13 protein-coding genes and 2 pseudogenes are annotated in these 14305 nt (G+C 60.0%); 12 read left to right on the top strand and 3 right to left on the bottom strand.

Features of this window, described 5'->3' with window-relative positions:
* The first annotated feature begins 238 nt into the window (after positions 1–238).
* From AB3G45_RS03775 to arsH, 3 genes are all read left to right on the top strand, one after another.
* Complete coding sequence (locus AB3G45_RS03775; protein ID WP_367829288.1) at positions 239–1135, top strand: LysR family transcriptional regulator; 897 nt, start codon at positions 239–241, stop codon at positions 1133–1135.
* 343 nt (positions 1136–1478) lie between these two features.
* Positions 1479–1841, top strand: coding sequence for an ArsC/Spx/MgsR family protein (locus tag AB3G45_RS03770; protein WP_367829351.1), 363 nt, complete (start codon positions 1479–1481; stop codon positions 1839–1841).
* Entirely contained in the window at positions 1798–2544 is a 747-nt protein-coding gene (gene arsH / locus AB3G45_RS03765) for an arsenical resistance protein ArsH (RefSeq protein ID WP_367829287.1), read from the top strand. The genes AB3G45_RS03770 and arsH overlap by 44 nt, the downstream gene beginning before the upstream one ends.
* Here the strand turns inward: arsH and arsK are convergent.
* Both arsK and AB3G45_RS03755 read right to left on the bottom strand, forming a co-directional pair.
* Positions 2536–3798 (bottom strand): arsenite efflux MFS transporter ArsK, encoded by a 1263-nt coding sequence (arsK, locus tag AB3G45_RS03760; protein WP_367829286.1) that lies wholly within the window; start codon positions 3796–3798, stop codon positions 2536–2538. The two genes, arsH and arsK, sit on opposite strands and share 9 nt — an antisense overlap.
* A complete protein-coding gene (locus tag AB3G45_RS03755; RefSeq protein ID WP_367829285.1) occupies positions 3746–4114 on the bottom strand; it encodes an ArsR/SmtB family transcription factor in 369 nt (122 codons plus the stop codon). Before AB3G45_RS03755 ends, arsK begins: the two co-directional genes overlap by 53 nt.
* A gap of 43 nt (positions 4115–4157) precedes the next feature.
* Here AB3G45_RS03755 and AB3G45_RS03750 point away from each other — a divergent pair, with 43 nt between their 5' ends.
* Both AB3G45_RS03750 and AB3G45_RS03745 read left to right on the top strand, forming a co-directional pair.
* Positions 4158–4676, top strand: coding sequence for a DUF6428 family protein (locus AB3G45_RS03750; protein WP_367829284.1), 519 nt, complete (start codon positions 4158–4160; stop codon positions 4674–4676).
* A gap of 269 nt (positions 4677–4945) precedes the next feature.
* Positions 4946–5188, top strand: a pseudogene (locus tag AB3G45_RS03745) (helix-turn-helix domain-containing protein); the annotation flags it as partial.
* Positions 5189–5364: 176 nt separating this feature from the next.
* Here AB3G45_RS03745 and AB3G45_RS03740 read toward each other — a convergent pair.
* A pseudogene (locus AB3G45_RS03740) lies at positions 5365–5715 on the bottom strand (metallophosphoesterase); the annotation flags it as partial.
* Between the two features lie 691 nt (positions 5716–6406).
* Between AB3G45_RS03740 and AB3G45_RS03735 the strand changes: the two are divergent.
* The 7 genes from AB3G45_RS03735 to AB3G45_RS03705 all read left to right on the top strand — a co-directional run bounded on the left by AB3G45_RS03735 (position 6407) and on the right by AB3G45_RS03705 (position 14300).
* Entirely contained in the window at positions 6407–7489 is a 1083-nt protein-coding gene (locus tag AB3G45_RS03735) for a hypothetical protein (protein WP_367829283.1), read from the top strand.
* Positions 7486–7791 (top strand): hypothetical protein, encoded by a 306-nt coding sequence (locus AB3G45_RS03730; protein WP_367829282.1) that lies wholly within the window; start codon positions 7486–7488, stop codon positions 7789–7791. The genes AB3G45_RS03735 and AB3G45_RS03730 overlap by 4 nt, the downstream gene beginning before the upstream one ends.
* Positions 7788–9197, top strand: coding sequence for a His-Xaa-Ser system radical SAM maturase HxsB (gene hxsB, locus AB3G45_RS03725; protein ID WP_367829281.1), 1410 nt, complete (start codon positions 7788–7790; stop codon positions 9195–9197). The genes AB3G45_RS03730 and hxsB overlap by 4 nt, the downstream gene beginning before the upstream one ends.
* Positions 9194–10297, top strand: a complete 1104-nt coding sequence (gene hxsC, locus AB3G45_RS03720) for a His-Xaa-Ser system radical SAM maturase HxsC (protein WP_367829280.1) — start codon at positions 9194–9196, stop codon at positions 10295–10297. Before hxsB ends, hxsC begins: the two co-directional genes overlap by 4 nt.
* Complete coding sequence (gene hxsA, locus AB3G45_RS03715; RefSeq protein WP_367829279.1) at positions 10294–10881, top strand: His-Xaa-Ser repeat protein HxsA; 588 nt, start codon at positions 10294–10296, stop codon at positions 10879–10881. Before hxsC ends, hxsA begins: the two co-directional genes overlap by 4 nt.
* Before the next feature lie 161 nt (positions 10882–11042).
* Positions 11043–11816 (top strand): NYN domain-containing protein, encoded by a 774-nt coding sequence (locus AB3G45_RS03710; protein WP_367829278.1) that lies wholly within the window; start codon positions 11043–11045, stop codon positions 11814–11816.
* Positions 11817–11930: 114 nt separating this feature from the next.
* Positions 11931–14300, top strand: coding sequence for a hypothetical protein (locus tag AB3G45_RS03705; protein WP_367829350.1), 2370 nt, complete (start codon positions 11931–11933; stop codon positions 14298–14300).
* Positions 14301–14305 lie beyond the last annotated feature (5 nt).

The raw sequence follows: 14305 nt of genomic DNA, 5'->3' as shown, positions 1-14305 counted from the left end.
CTGCCCCCGAGAACCTCGAAATGGGTCCGCCGGCGTCAGTTGTTGAGTGCGGAAACATGCATATCGGTGGTGCGAAATCGATCCGGCTAGACGACTGACGTCCGGCCGCGACGATCGGTGTCCGCCGTTCTTGATTGGACCACGTTCGTCTACGTGGGCTATGATGACCGCCCATATTGCTGTTCGATGTGTTAGACAGGGGCTTTGGAAGGCGCACCCCGCGGTGCGGGATTGCACCATGATCGACTGGGATGACGTTCGCTACTTTCTTGCCGTCGCGCGCGGAGGCTCGGTGCGGGCTGCTGCCAAGCGCCTCGGGGTGAACCACTCGACCGTGCTGCGACGCGTCGCTCAGCTCGAGGAACGCCTCGGGGCGCACATGTTCGAAAAGCTGCCTTCGGGCTACCGCCTGACGGCTGCGGGCGAGGAGGTCCTCGATCTCGCGAACCAGATGGAAGTGTCGACGCATTTGCTGGAGACGCGCGTCTTCGGTCGCGACCAGAGCGCGCGCGGGCTTTTGCGGGTGACGCTTCCACCGTTCCTCGCCACACACCTGCTCATGCCAGATCTCGCCGACTTCGCGCGTCTGCATCCGGACATCGAGATGGAAATCCTGTCGACCGGCGAGGTGGCGAATCTGACCAACCGAGAGGCCGACGTCGCGATCCGCATTGTCACCGACCGCAAGACCCTGCCGCTCAATCTTCACGGCCTGAAGGGACCGGAGCTGTTCAGCGGCGTCTACATGTCTCGCGATCGACTAGCCGCCTGGCGTGCGGGCGCGCCTGATCCCATCCGGTGGATCGTCATAGACAATCATGGAATTCCGAACTGGGCGCGCGAGGGAGAGGTTCGTACCACGGGGGTTCCGTTCAGGACCCCGGACGCCGAGACGCAGATCGTAGCGGCGCAGCAAGGGATCGGGATGACGAAGCTGCCGTGCTTCATCGGAGATACCGACCCCCTGCTGGTGAGAGTGCCGGGCACCGACCTGCCCATGCATGGGACGCTCTGGCTTCTCACGCAGGGGGAGACACGCAAGACGAAGCGCGTGCGGCTCTTCACCGAGTTCGTATCCCGCAGGCTCGCCGCGTACGCGCCGCTTCTCGCGGGGCTGTCCGTATCGGGCGGCTGATGCGCGGCAGGCAGCCGGCGACGCTGGGGTGGAAAACGAAATAGCGGCTTTCGGGCAGACAGAGGGCGGAAGCGGCCTTCCAGTATCGCAAAAACCTGTCGCGCAAGCCGGGCTTTTGCACTTGACCGCTGCGACAGGAATTACCCCGAAAAATCAGCGTCGGCAATTTTGGCGCGAAACTTAGGAATTCTGCGCCTCTGCGCATTATAGAACCGCACGACTTGCGGGGATTTTGGGCGCGCCCCGCTCAGCGGGAGGTCGCAGAGCGCGAACGGGCCGAGCGCCAGAGAAAGACCGATACGGATACGATGATCCACGCAAGCGCTATGCCGACAAGGTTGGGATCCGCGCGGCCGGGATCGAGCCGACCTTGGTCGAATATCTCCAGGAGCCGCCGACGCGCGAGCAGCTAGTAACGATGATCGCAGATGCTGGCCTGACGGTCCGGGAAGCCATCCGCGAGAAGGGCACGCCCTATGTGGATCTCGGTCTCGACAACCCAGACCTTACCGACGAGCAGTTGCTCGATGCGATGGTCGCGACACCGATCCTGATCAACCGCCCCTTCGTCGTGACTCCATTCGGTACGAGGCTGGCCCGCCCGTCCGAGGCCGTGCTCGACATCCTGCCCGACACCTTCAAGGGACCGTTCTTCAAGGAGGATGGCGAACAGGTTCTCGACCAGGAAGGAAAGCGCATTGCCTGACACGTTCCCCGCTTTGCAGGATCAGCACCTGCGCACGACCCACATCGATGCCCTGCGCCCTTCGTTCTCGACGCACAAGCCCCGTATCCTGATCCTCTACGGCTCGCTTCGCGAGGTCTCCTATAGCCGCCTGCTGGCATTTGAGGCCGGCCGGCTGCTCGAACGGCTTGGATGTGAGGTTCGTGTCTTTGACCCGAAGGGTCTGCCGCTCCCTGACGAGACGCCGGGGACCCATCCGAAGGTGCAGGAACTGCGCGAGCTTTCGCAATGGTCGGAAGGCCAAGTCTGGGTGAGCCCGGAACGCCATGGCGCGATGACTGGCATCATGAAGTCGCAGATCGACTGGATTCCGCTCTCGGTCGGATCGGTCCGGCCGACGCAGGGCAAGACGCTCGCCGTCATGGAGGTCTCGGGCGGCAGCCAGTCCTTCAATGCCGTGAACCAGATGCGCATTCTCGGCCGCTGGATGCGGATGATCACCATCCCCAACCAGTCCTCCGTCGCCAAAGCCTATCAGGAGTTCGATACCGATGGCCGGATGAAGCCCTCGTCCTATTACGATCGGGTCGTGGACGTCTGCGAAGAACTGGTGAAGTTCACCATCCTCACGCGCGACGCCTCCGCCTACCTCACCGACCGCTACAGCGAGCGCAAGGAACAGGCGGCCGAGCTTGAGAAGCGTGTATCGTTGCGGTCAATTTGACGGGCTCGGCGCGGCGACGAGGTTCCGCTTCGTCGCCATCGCCACCGCGACAAACGCCGCAATACCGATCGAGCCAAGCGCGGCGCTCAAGATGAGCGACGCGCCTATGCCGAACTGCTCCATCGTCGCCGCAAAGGCGAAGGGAGCCGCAGCGCCGGCAGCTAGCCGTGAGGCGGCCATCTTGCCGGTGAGTGCGCCGTATCCATCCGAGCCGAACAGGTAGAGCGGCAAGCTGCCCTGTGCGATGCTGTTGATGCCCGATCCGAGGCCGAGGCAGATCGAAAAGGCGACCGCGCCGGGGAGCCAGTTGCCGGACAGCGCCAGAATGACAACGCTCAACACCATGAAGACCGCGGAGAGAACCGCAAGGCCCGGCGGTGCGAGCCGCGTGCCGAAGACCATGTTGATCAGGCGGCTGAGAACCTGCGCCGGGCCGAACAACGAACCGATGACGACGGCGGCGCCTCCGAAGCCGAGCGACCAGAGCACCGGCACCATATGCGCCAGCATCGCTCCAAGGGTGAAGCCGAGGAGCGCGAATGCTGCGGAGACGGCAAGGACAGCGCCGCGCCGACGCTCGCGCGGAATGGCCCCGATGATAGGATCGCGCATCGGTCTTTGCCCACCGGCCGCGGCCACCTTGCCTTTCCGCATGATCCAGGCGTGGCACGGCATACAGAGGACGAGGTTGAGCCCGGCATAGAGAACGTAGATCTCGCGCCAGGTGAGATAGCCGAGCAGCGCAGTGGCGATCGGCCAGAAGATCGTGGAGGCGAAGCCGGCGATCAGCGTGAGGTAGGTGATGCTCCGCGATGCGGACCGAGGATCGGCTTCCACCAGTGCCGCGAACGCGGCCTGGTACTGGACCATGCCCGACGATATCTCCAACAGGACAATGGCCAGCGCGAAGATCTCGACCGACGGCGACCAGGCGCACAAGATCAAGGTCAGCGCGGACAACGCCGACCCGATCGCCATAACCGTCGCCGCACCGATGCGATCCATCTGCCGGCCGATGTATGGCGCTGACAGACCGCCAACGAACAGCGAGGCCGAGAAGACGGCGAAGACCTGCGCAACCGTGATGCCGAGATCCGCCGCCATTCCGGGCGCTAGGATGCTGAAGCTATAATAGAGCGTGCCGTAGCCGATGATCTGGGTCAGGCCGAGTGCGCCGACGATGCCGACGGGAACATTCGCGCTACGCAATGACGTCGCCCCTGATCCCGGCGGTATCCGTCTTGCAGCAGCCATCGGACCGCTCGACACCCTCTCGGATAGCAGGGTGGCCGGCGCAGCAGTCCTCCATTAGGAACTTCACGAGATCGGCCAGCGCATCGTAGCTGGCGCTATAGACGATCGAGCGGGATTCGCGCCGCTGCGCGATGAGGCCCGACCGTTCCAGTTCCTTCAGATGAAAGGACACATTGGAAGGCGAGACGCCCATGCGCTCGGCGATCAGCCCGGCGGCCAGTCCATCCGGTCCGGCGACGACGAGCGTTCGGACGATGGCAAGGCGGGTTTCCTGCGACAGGGCTGCGAATGACGTGAGGGCTTGACGCTCATCCATATTTCAATAATCCTTGAATCATTGAAAAATAGGAGTAGCGCACATGAATGCGATCGACAAGGCTGTTTCGTCCGACATCACGCTTGGCCAGCTTCTCGACGGCCTTGCGGCTGCGCCCGAGGCGCCGCTGGTGTTTGTCTACGAGGGTCAGCCGGTTAAGGCAGGCTATCATGTCACCGAGGTCAAGGCGGGTGCATTCTCGGCGCTCGATTGCGGCGCCAATCCGGAAGCCTGGTCGGAGATGTTCGTCCAGCTCTGGGATATAGACCAGGACGGCAGGAACCACATGCCGGCGGGGAAGTTCTCCGCGATCATCCGCAAGGTTTCCGATCACGTTCGGCTTGATCCGGCCGCTAAGCTCACCTTCGAGGTCAGCGACGGAAGTCGGCCGATGGCGCTGTATTGCGCATCGTCGCCGCGATTGGCTGGGGATCGGTTCGAGGTAGCGCTGGCTGCTCGGCCGTCGAGCTGCAAACCGCGTGATCGCCGGCTGGCTGACCAAGCAACGGAAGCACGTTCCTGCTGCGGGCCGGCGACGGCCACTCCGAGGTGTTGCGCCTGACCTTCCCCGAGACTTGCATCTATGCCGGGCCTCTTACTCCGAGCTACTTAAAATCTCGGGCCTTGGAGACGGGTTCGGCATAGCCTCCGGCTCGGGATACCTGATTTTCCCGCGGAAACTACCGCCGTCGGGCCAGCGGGTCTGGAATTCCAACAGGTGTTGGTTTCCGCGCAGAACTGAGCCGGTTAGGCGCATAATTTCCATTGAGAATTGAGCCATGTGAACCTTCCCCCAACGCGGTGAGCGACGGGGGCAACGGAGTGATCCACATGGGACTTTTAAACATCATCCGTCGGATGGCGCTGCGCGAGAAGCTGTCGATCCGCGAGATCAGCCGGCGCACCGGGCTGTCACGCAATACGATCGCGAAGTATTTGAGTGCTGGTACAATCGAGCCGACGTTCACGGTACCGGAACGACCGAGCAAGCTTGATCCGTTCGCCGACAAACTCGCTAGCTGGCTGAAGACCGAAGCCGGGAGGGCGCGCAAGCAGCGCCGAACGCTGAAGCAGGAATTTAAAACGACGATGTCGGTGTTCAATGCATCGATGTGGTAGATCGAGCAGAAGGGATTGGTGTAGACCGCTCGATCTCCCGAAATCGCGTTTTGGAGCTTGAGGAAATTGGCAAACTTCGCGTCGTGCGCGGCGCTGAATTTGCGCTTGTCGAAGGCGTCGTTAATCACGCTGAGTTCGTTGGAGTGTGCTTGCCATTCGACGTGTTCGGCTTTGAAGTCGCTGACGGCAGCCTGTTCGACATCGTGGTTTCCCGGAACGATGAAGAGGCGCTCGTTCGTCGTGTTTGTAAGTTTCAGGATCGGATCAAGAAGCAGATCGTAGGCTGCGTCATGGGTGTCGACGGGCGGACCGTTGGTCAAATCACCGCTGAATAAAATGATATCGGGGCGTCTTCGGCCAACGCACTGCGTCTTGATGTCCGCCAAGAGTGCGTCAACGACCATCTTTTGATCGCGTAGCTTACGAGCGCTGTAATGGAAGTCGCTGACATGCAGTATAGTGATACGGTCTGGGAATGTCATCGAAGTGGGGTCTCTGCTATGCAATTCGGAAGCGCTATGCCGTCGGATTTTGTCGTCGAATTACAGGATGGATCGGCTATTTACCTTCCGCAATACCCTGACGCGTAATTTGTTTTGGATACTCCCGAATAGCTGGTGGCATTCGGATTTTTCGTGCGAGATCGAGGCGTGTTGTTCAAGCTTGTCGTTTGGCAAGCGCCGTTGGACCCAGTCTGTTGGCGCATGAAACCATCCTTAACGCGGGCCGCGTTTTGTGCCTGTCGCCTTCGACTGGACGGAGCGGCTATCGGGATCGTGCATGATCGTCGACAGCAGTATTCGTCTCATGAAGGTGTGATACGTAGTCATAGACGCCGCCGAGCACGTCGAGTGAGAGCCGCTATAGGGTTTCCATCTCCGCCGCCACTTAACACCATCGATCGCCGCACAATGGTCCGTGGCCCCAGGATCGTGTTTCGGGTATTTAGAAGGTACCCCCTCATTTTCATAGACGGCCTCCGACCAGGACATCTGATGGCAATGTATTGCGTTCCCTCAATTATCGCGGTGGTTGACTCACTACCCAACCTTTCCACAACCGAGTATGTATGGCGCTACCACGGGTGAGGCGGGTGCCAAAGGAATGCGTAGGAATGGAACTTTAGGCCGCGCTCGTTTGCGCGGGGGAATGACCGGGTTTTCCAGGTGCGCGATGATCGCGATCACGCTTGCGTTGACACCGCTGTCTGATATTCGAGCTCAATCACTTTCGGGCGTCGGCATTGGTAGTGATAAATCGGCCTTAAACCAGCTCGGTGTTTCGCCGACTTCATCACAGGCCCTCGGTCCCCACACGGCTATCAAGTTCGCGCTTCCGGGCGGAAACTCGCTTTCGGCAACCTTCCTGCGTGCGAACGGGAAAATCGTCTACGTGGAGACCGACTGGGGCGGCCAAGGCGCGGGAGCCTATTCCGATTTCGAGGGTTTCAAGTTTGGCGAAACGACACTCGATGACGTGCGCGCCAGGTTCGGACACAATGGCTTGATGTTCGGTGAGCGGCCAGCCGTTATCATCATGGATGATGGTACGCTGGCATTGCTCAATTCTTACGAAATCGCCGGCCGCAGCGAGATAGCCACGTTCGTCACCAGTATCTCGCCAGCGGAAATGGAAGCTCTGCAGGCCATGAACGGCAGTTCGAAGCTTGCCGATCTCGTAGGCCCGCGGGCCAAGCTCACGTCGCTCATACTCGCCGAGCGCGAGTATGCTGACACGATCTGGGGAGCGAACAAGACACTCGACGCTGGATACACGCCGATCTCATGGGGAGCAGCTTCCGAGAAAACGATGGAGGCGAGCGCAAAGGTCGATAACGGCTACGACGTCTCTGACATCTACACAGGCGGCACCAAGCACCCCGACTTCGGAGGAAGGGACGCCGCGTTCAAGACCTTCAGGACAAGGATTAGAAACGGAATGAAGGCCGGACCGAGTTTTGCGGGAGAGTATTCTGTAATCCAGGTCGGCTGCGGCTCGGGGTGTTCGTTCGTCGTCGTCGCGAGCAATCGCACGGGGCAGGCCTTCAATTTTCCCCGTGGCGGGGAGGAGAACATGTATCTCGCGTTGAAATATCGCCTGTCGAGTAGGCTCCTTATCGCGCAGTGGGCATCGCTCGATGACGACAAATGCTACGTTGAGCGCTTTGAGTTTTCCGGGGCCGATTGGACCCCCCTATCCAAGGATGACGTTGGTAATCTGGAAGCCTGCTACAAGCCAATCGAGGAAAACCTGTGAAGACGGAAGCGGGCGGCGCGACGGCAGGAGATGCACGTGGGGGTCCTGGTGCATTGCTCGCCCGGGAGGTTCACGTTGACGACGAGTTCATGCCTTACCTCGAAGCAGCGCTCGCGAGGTTCGCCTATCTTTATCCGGGGTCGTCGGTCGAGCGCGGACCGCCACTCTCTGTCGCGGTCGCTGAGGGGGGCGACATCGACGCCGCCGTCCGCGACTTCCGCTTTGTCCTCTATCGCCAGAAAATCTATGCCGACACATTCGCGGTTCGCGAAGCCATCGTCAAAGGGGTGATGGGCCGATGAATGTCTTCCCGCTCAAGTTCCGGCAACGGGATGACGGCACCTTGTTATTCGCAGACGACGCGGGTGGTTTCTTTCGGGCCGACGAGGATTTCCTGACGCGCTACGCGAAAGACAGGCTCACCGACGACGACTTTTCCTTCCTAGAGGAAAACGGTCACGCCTACCGTCAGGTCGCCGATCACTCGTTCAATGCATTCATGTATCGCTGGGCGAAGCGGCTCTACGCACCCGGAGGGCTGGACTACATTATCCTGGTGCCGACGCTACGCTGCAACCTGTCGTGCGGATATTGCCAGGTGTCGAGAGTGAACGAGAACACGCCGGGGTTCGACTGGGACGAGAGGACGCTCGAGGCGACCTTGAAGTTCCTCGACAGCCTTACGACGACGAGACTGAAGGTCGAGTTTCAAGGCGGCGAACCGCTTCTCCGGATCGATTTGCTGGAAAGGGTGAGGGAGTTTTGCCGCGAGCGCTTCGAAGAGGTAGAGTTCGTCGTCTGCACGAATCTCCACCTGTTGGGTGCCCGTGAGTGGGCTTTCGTTTCGGCCGACGACACTTTTGTCAGTACCTCTCTGGATGCGAACGCATCAGTGCACCAACGGCAACGAACGATAACGGCCGAGCGCACCACGGAGTTCTTCGGCAACCTGCGCCGCGCCATGGACGCCCTCGGCCCCTCGAAAGTGTCAGCATTGCCGACAATAGACGTAAGGAACCTTCCAGACCCGCATTCGGTAATCGAAAGCTTCACGGGCTTCGGAATGCGTTCGATCTACCTGCGACCCGTCAATTATCAGGGGTTTGCCCGCAAGCAGTTCCAGGCGTTGGACAGCGCGGCAAGATGGAATACCTACCATTCGGAATTCATCGATGCGTTGATCGACTACAACTGGACCACTGACGAGCCCGTGGAAGAATATTATTTCGTCCACTGTCTGAGGCGAGTGCTTAGATCGGGCCACAATGGGCATACTGATCTCAGAAATCCGAATGTCCTTGGCCAGAGTTACCTCGTTATCGACCACGACGGCGCGTTCTATCCGACTGACGAAGCCCGTATGGTCACGCGCATCGGTCGCATCGATCTATCAATGGGAAACGTTCGTACGGGTCTTTCTCCCGAGACGGTTGACGGGCTGAATGCCGAGGCAACGAACAACGTCCACCCGGATTGCGTCCACTGTAGCTATCAGGCGTTCTGCGGCGTCGATCTGGTTGACGACTTGTCCCGTTATGGTCGCATTGACATGCCAAAGCACGCTACGGACTTCTGCCAGCGGCATATGCACCTCTTCGACAAGGTCTTCGAGCTGATCTATTCCCAAGACCCCAAGGTTCAAAAATCCGTCGCCATCTGGGCCGGAATGCCGGAGTACGACCCCGCTATCGCGAAAGTGCACTCATGATCGATCTCCGGCTCAAGATCGAACCGTTTCCAGCCGTGGAACCCTTAGTCGTACGGCTCCGCTATGATGCCGCCTCGGGTGAGGACGATGCCGCCTCGGGTGAGGACGATGCCGTCCTCGTAGACCGTGACGCCGGGCGCTGCGAGTTTGACTACAATGGGTTTTCGTTGGTCGTCCATGCGCCGGATGGCATCGACCTTGACGGTGATGTCATCATGGTTCTACCGGGACAGGGCAGCGCGCATCGTCTCGTCAGGGCTGCCTCGCCACACAATACCTTCCTGGTTACCGAGCAGTGCGACCAGCTCTGTGTCATGTGTTCGCAGCCGCCGAAGAAGCATCATGCCGATCTCTTCCCTCAGTTTCTCAAAGCGGTCGAACTAGCGCCCAATCGTGCTTACATCGGTCTATCCGGTGGTGAGCCGATGCTGCATAGGGAAAAGATGTTCGCGTTCTTGGAGGCGGCGGCGGTCGTACGGCCGGATGTCCGCTTTCATATCCTCACCAACGGACAGCACTTCGAGGAGGCCGACGCGGAACGTCTAACTGGCATTGGCGTCGAGCGCGTGCTCTGGGGAATCCCTCTTTACGCCAGATCGCCAGAACTCCACGACCAGATTGTCGGGAAACCGGGCGCTTTTGAGCGCTTGCAGCGTTCGCTCTCAAACCTCATGTTGGCCGGGGCTTCCGTTGAACTTCGCACCGTGGTCATGCGGCAGAATTTCGCGGAGCTACCAGCGTTGTCCAATTACATCTGCAATCGCCTACCATTCATCTCGGTGTGGGCGTTGATGCAAATGGAACGCATCGGGTTCGGCCGAATGAATTGGGCGTCCAGCTTCATGGACACGTCGTCCGACTTCAGCGCGCTCAGGTCTGCCATCAACATGGTTTGCGCAAGCGGTATCGAAGCTGCCCTCTATAATTTTCCGCTTTGTTCTGTGCCGCAGCCGTATCGCCATCTCGCGCCTTCCACGATTTCCGATTGGAAACGGAAATATCTAGGGTCTTGCGAAGGCTGTAGTTCGCGCGAAGCTTGTGGCGGCTTCTTCGAATGGTATAAGCACGATGAGGGATTTCGGGGGATTTCACCATTATGAAAACAAGGATATTCGCGATTCCGTCGCTGCTTGCGGCGGGCTTCTTACCCGCCAAGGCGGACGCTATGCCGCTCGCGGGCGTTGTCGAAAAGAAGAGCCTGTCGGTTTCCATCTTCGAACGGTTGAAGCTTGAACACATCTATACGCTCGCGGGCCATCGTTCTCATTCCAGCCACCGCTCGCACTCAAGTCATCGGTCTTCCAGTGGCGGCGGCTACGTCTACCGAACGCCGAAATTCTATGAACCTCAGCAGGTGCTTCCGGTCCTGCCCAAGACCCGTACATATCAGGCCCAGCCTGATTACACGCCGGATAGTTCGGCGACTGCTTCGGGCGATTTGTCGGCCGTACCACTAAAGCAAGACCTGAAAGTCCTTCCGGGGAACTCGGACAAGTTCAAGCAGATCGTGATCCAGGTGCAGAACGCGCTTAGCCTGTACGGTTATTACGAGGGCGTGATCGATGGGAAGATCGGCCCGCAGTCCAAGGTCGCGTTGGCGAAAATGCAGGAGGACTACGGTCTGAAGGTTACGGGAACCATCACGCCAGAGGTGCTCAATGCTCTCAACATTAGGGCGTATTGAGACTGCCCGGAGCTTTCGCGCCGTAGGCGCGACGACCCTCGACCATCCCACCTGCGTCAACTATCCGACGGCTGCGTACTATTCCGACATCGTGTGACTGACGCTGCCGTCGTATCGCAATCCGGGGTATCGTTGCTGATATGAGATAAGGACCATCATGCATGACAACTGATACGCTCGCGCTTTTAGTCGACGGCGACAATGCCTCGCCGAAGATGATCTCGGGCCTTCTGGCTGAAATCGCCACCTACGGGACCGCTAGCGTCAAGCGCATTTACGGTGACTGGACGAAGCCGAACCTCAATGGCTGGAAGGAGTGCCTTCTCGAGCATTCGATCCAGCCCGTCCAACAGTTCGCTTACACCTCTGGGAAGAACGCTACAGACGGCGCGATGATCATCGATGCCATGGACCTGCTCTACACAGGCCGCTTCTCTGGCTTCTGCATCGTGTCCAGTGATAGCGACTTCGCGAGACTGGCCGCACGTATCCGGGAGCAGGGAGTGACAGTCTACGGCTTCGGAGAGCGCAAAACGCCGAGACCGTTCATCACTGCGTGCGACAAGTTCGTCTATGTCGATGTGCTTGGGGGAGGGGTTGCCGAACCATCCCCGGAAAAGGCAACATCCACGCCGAAGACGGTAAAGCCGGAGGCGGACAAGGGCGCGGCATCGCAGGGCGTAGCCGCAAGCGGCAAGCTGGACAAGGCTGCCCTGGCGATGCTCCGCAAGGCGGTGGAAGCGTCGGCGGATGACGATGGCCGAGCCCACCTCGCGCGGGTCGGTGCGCACCTGTCGAAGCAGTCAGCCGATTTCGATGCCAGAAATTACGGATACGCGAGGCTTAGCGATCTGGCGGAGGCTTCCGGCATACTCGAGGTGGAACGTGTAGGCGGACAGAACAAGGTCGTGACCGTGAAGCTGAAGAACGGCTGAAAGCACGCGATCGATTCAGACGAGACTAGGCTGCGACAACTCTCGGAAATCATTAGACAACCCGGAAGCAATCCGGCATGAAAATGCGGGTGCTTGAGGGGGAAAGAATTGTACGTGCCGCCATGGACGATTTTCGCGGGTCTCGGGGCGCTTGATCGCCGCGAACTGTGTAATCTCATCGCAAGCTTCGAGGCCATAACGCTGTTGTCCATGTCCATGGACCGCGTCAGCGATATGTTGTCCCGCTTTCAGAAGAATGCCGAGTCATCAGATGCCACGGCTTTCGCTCGCCGTCTAAAGCTCGCCGCCGACGAACTGTTTGCGTCCGATATCTCAGACCGCGCGCTGCGGATTCGCCTGTGGGTCAGGATCGCGGAAGCCCTCGACCTCGACACCACCCTTCCGTTGTCGTCGAGACGGGCCAACTCGGTTGGCGCGGGTGTGGCGTACAAAGCATCGTCGGTGATGTCCGTGCCTGTCGCCGACGACAGCGAGAACGTGCCGCAGACGGGCATCCAGAAAGCCTGGCAGGCGGTGAAGGCGCTACGCGGTCGTTCCCACCAAGATTTCGCCTCCCTGGTCGCCGATCAGGCGCAACTCGTCGCCAAGGCAGTGGCCGAGGCGTCGACATCCGGTGAGATGCCGGAAGAACTGGCGAGCGCACTTGGCCAGCGCGTCCGTGACCATATTCGAAGCTTGCCACCCGAACTGCGGGATGACGCTATGCGGGACGCCCTGACGGCAGGAGATCGGGCAGCATTTACCGTACTCGCGACAGGTACCGCTGCGTTCTCCATCGGTATGGGCGTGAACCTGGCCGGGTTCAGCGCCTACATTCTCGCTGCCCAGGCCTCGGCGTTTATCCCGTTCATGAGTGGGCCAGCCGTGGTGTCGACGCTTTTCATGCTCGCGAACCCGCTTTTCAGTATCCCGGCCGTCCTCGGTATCGGATACCTGGCAAACAACTACGTAAACGGCGGGCAGGCTGCCAAGCTCGCCGCTATCGTTTCGGTCCAGTTATCCCTTCGTGGGCTGTCGGCAGAACGGGACGGTCTGGCGGTCGTACTGAACGATTTCCGAACCGCGGCCAGAGCTGACCTGGCTTCGCTGTCCACGGCGACCATGGCCGAAAACATGCTTCGCAACGCGGCCATCGCAAACGCGACAGGCGGGCGTTTGCCAAACGCGGTCGGCGATCTGAATACTGGAGCGTTCGTCTCCGAGCGGCGTAGCGACCTGCTTACGGGCGTACTCTCGAAGAACCGCAGCGATGCATTGGAAATGGCCGCTGTGACGGCTCTGTCGGCGGGCGACATGCTCTACAATGCGGTATCCATCGATCCGATGGTTCTCGCCGCGGCCGATTTCTCTAGATCGGAAGACCTCGGAGACATCTTCAAGTTTGGTGTGTTTGCCGAGCGCATCGGATCGATGAGCGAGGCCGCTGCGGCGGGAGCAGGCAATAACCTGCGTGGTTATGTCTCCGAACAGCTAGTGGCAGTCCGCCTTTCGGAAGTCGGCCACGTGGTCAGCTTTCCAGAGACCTCTAACAATGCGGGTTTCGATCTCCTCGTAGACGGTGTCTCGTTTCAGGTGAAATGCCTGCAGGGCCTTGAAGGTCTGCGAACGCATTTCGCCAAGTATCCCGACATGCCTGTGTACGCCAATGCCGAATTGGCGGAGGCCGTTATCAGCAGCGGGGAGGAATGGGCGAAACTCGTCTTCTATGTCGATGGCTTTGATCGCGAGATCGCCGACCTCGTCATGACAACCTCCCTCGAAGCCGCCGAGGCGTTGGGCGACCTGAACGTGCCGTTCTTTGCCATGGCGGTTGCCTCGGCGCGAAACCTCCACAGTGTCTGGCGCGGCCGTATGCCCCTGTCCGACCTGCCGTTTTCGGTCGTGATGGATGCCAGCGTCAAAGGTGGACTTTCGGCCATTGGCGCGCTGTCGGGCAAGGCTATCGGCCTGATGGCTTTCGGCCCGGCCGGAGCGCTGGTCCTGAGCGGTGTCGGTGGTGTCAGTGCACTGGTCGGCGCGGGCTGGACGAGAGAGCAGGCAACGCGATTGCTGTCTTCCGACTGGCTTGCCGACCTTGACGCGTCCACCGAGCTGTTCCGTACCTCGCTTCTGGCGGTTGTTAAGGCCAAGATCGCGATGCTCGAGGCGAAGAAATCCGCCGTTCCAGGTACGCTTCCCGAGATCAACGACTGGATCGACGCGCGCTTCGCGGACGACATCGTATCTCTCGGTGAAGTCACGTACGATATCGAGACGGCAATTCCGACGCTCAGTCAGCCCGCGAAGGCACGAGCCTGCTTGGCTGCCATGGATGCGGCCAAGGTTCATCCCCTTGCCGTCGAGGCGGAGTTGGCGGACCTTTTGAAGGTGCTTGGGTCCGAGCCATCGAAAGCAGCATCTGCTGGCAGGAAGGTCTCGGACGCATGGTCCGCGTTGAAATCGAAGCTGCCCAGTGCGGGCTAATGGAG

The organism is Shinella sp. S4-D37 (assembly GCF_040812195.1).
Taxonomy (GTDB): domain Bacteria; phylum Pseudomonadota; class Alphaproteobacteria; order Rhizobiales; family Rhizobiaceae; genus Shinella.
The sequence above is the reverse complement of the archived record's forward strand: the minus strand, read 5'-3'. Positions and strand labels throughout refer to the sequence as shown.

Excerpts from the sequence above, each read along its gene's own strand:
- AB3G45_RS03710 (WP_367829278.1), top strand. The coding sequence starts at position 11,043 with ATGACAACTGATACGCTCGCGCTTTTAGTCGACGGCGACAATGCCTCG.
- arsK (WP_367829286.1), bottom strand. The coding sequence starts at position 3,798 with ATGGCTGCTGCAAGACGGATACCGCCGGGATCAGGGGCGACGTCATTG.
- AB3G45_RS03775 (WP_367829288.1), top strand. The coding sequence starts at position 239 with ATGATCGACTGGGATGACGTTCGCTACTTTCTTGCCGTCGCGCGCGGA.
- hxsC (WP_367829280.1), top strand. The coding sequence starts at position 9,194 with ATGATCGATCTCCGGCTCAAGATCGAACCGTTTCCAGCCGTGGAACCC.
- AB3G45_RS03750 (WP_367829284.1), top strand. The coding sequence starts at position 4,158 with ATGAATGCGATCGACAAGGCTGTTTCGTCCGACATCACGCTTGGCCAG.
- AB3G45_RS03755 (WP_367829285.1), bottom strand. The coding sequence starts at position 4,114 with ATGGATGAGCGTCAAGCCCTCACGTCATTCGCAGCCCTGTCGCAGGAA.
- arsH (WP_367829287.1), top strand. The coding sequence starts at position 1,798 with ATGGCGAACAGGTTCTCGACCAGGAAGGAAAGCGCATTGCCTGACACG.
- hxsB (WP_367829281.1), top strand. The coding sequence starts at position 7,788 with ATGAATGTCTTCCCGCTCAAGTTCCGGCAACGGGATGACGGCACCTTG.
- AB3G45_RS03735 (WP_367829283.1), top strand. The coding sequence starts at position 6,407 with ATGATCGCGATCACGCTTGCGTTGACACCGCTGTCTGATATTCGAGCT.
- hxsA (WP_367829279.1), top strand. The coding sequence starts at position 10,294 with ATGAAAACAAGGATATTCGCGATTCCGTCGCTGCTTGCGGCGGGCTTC.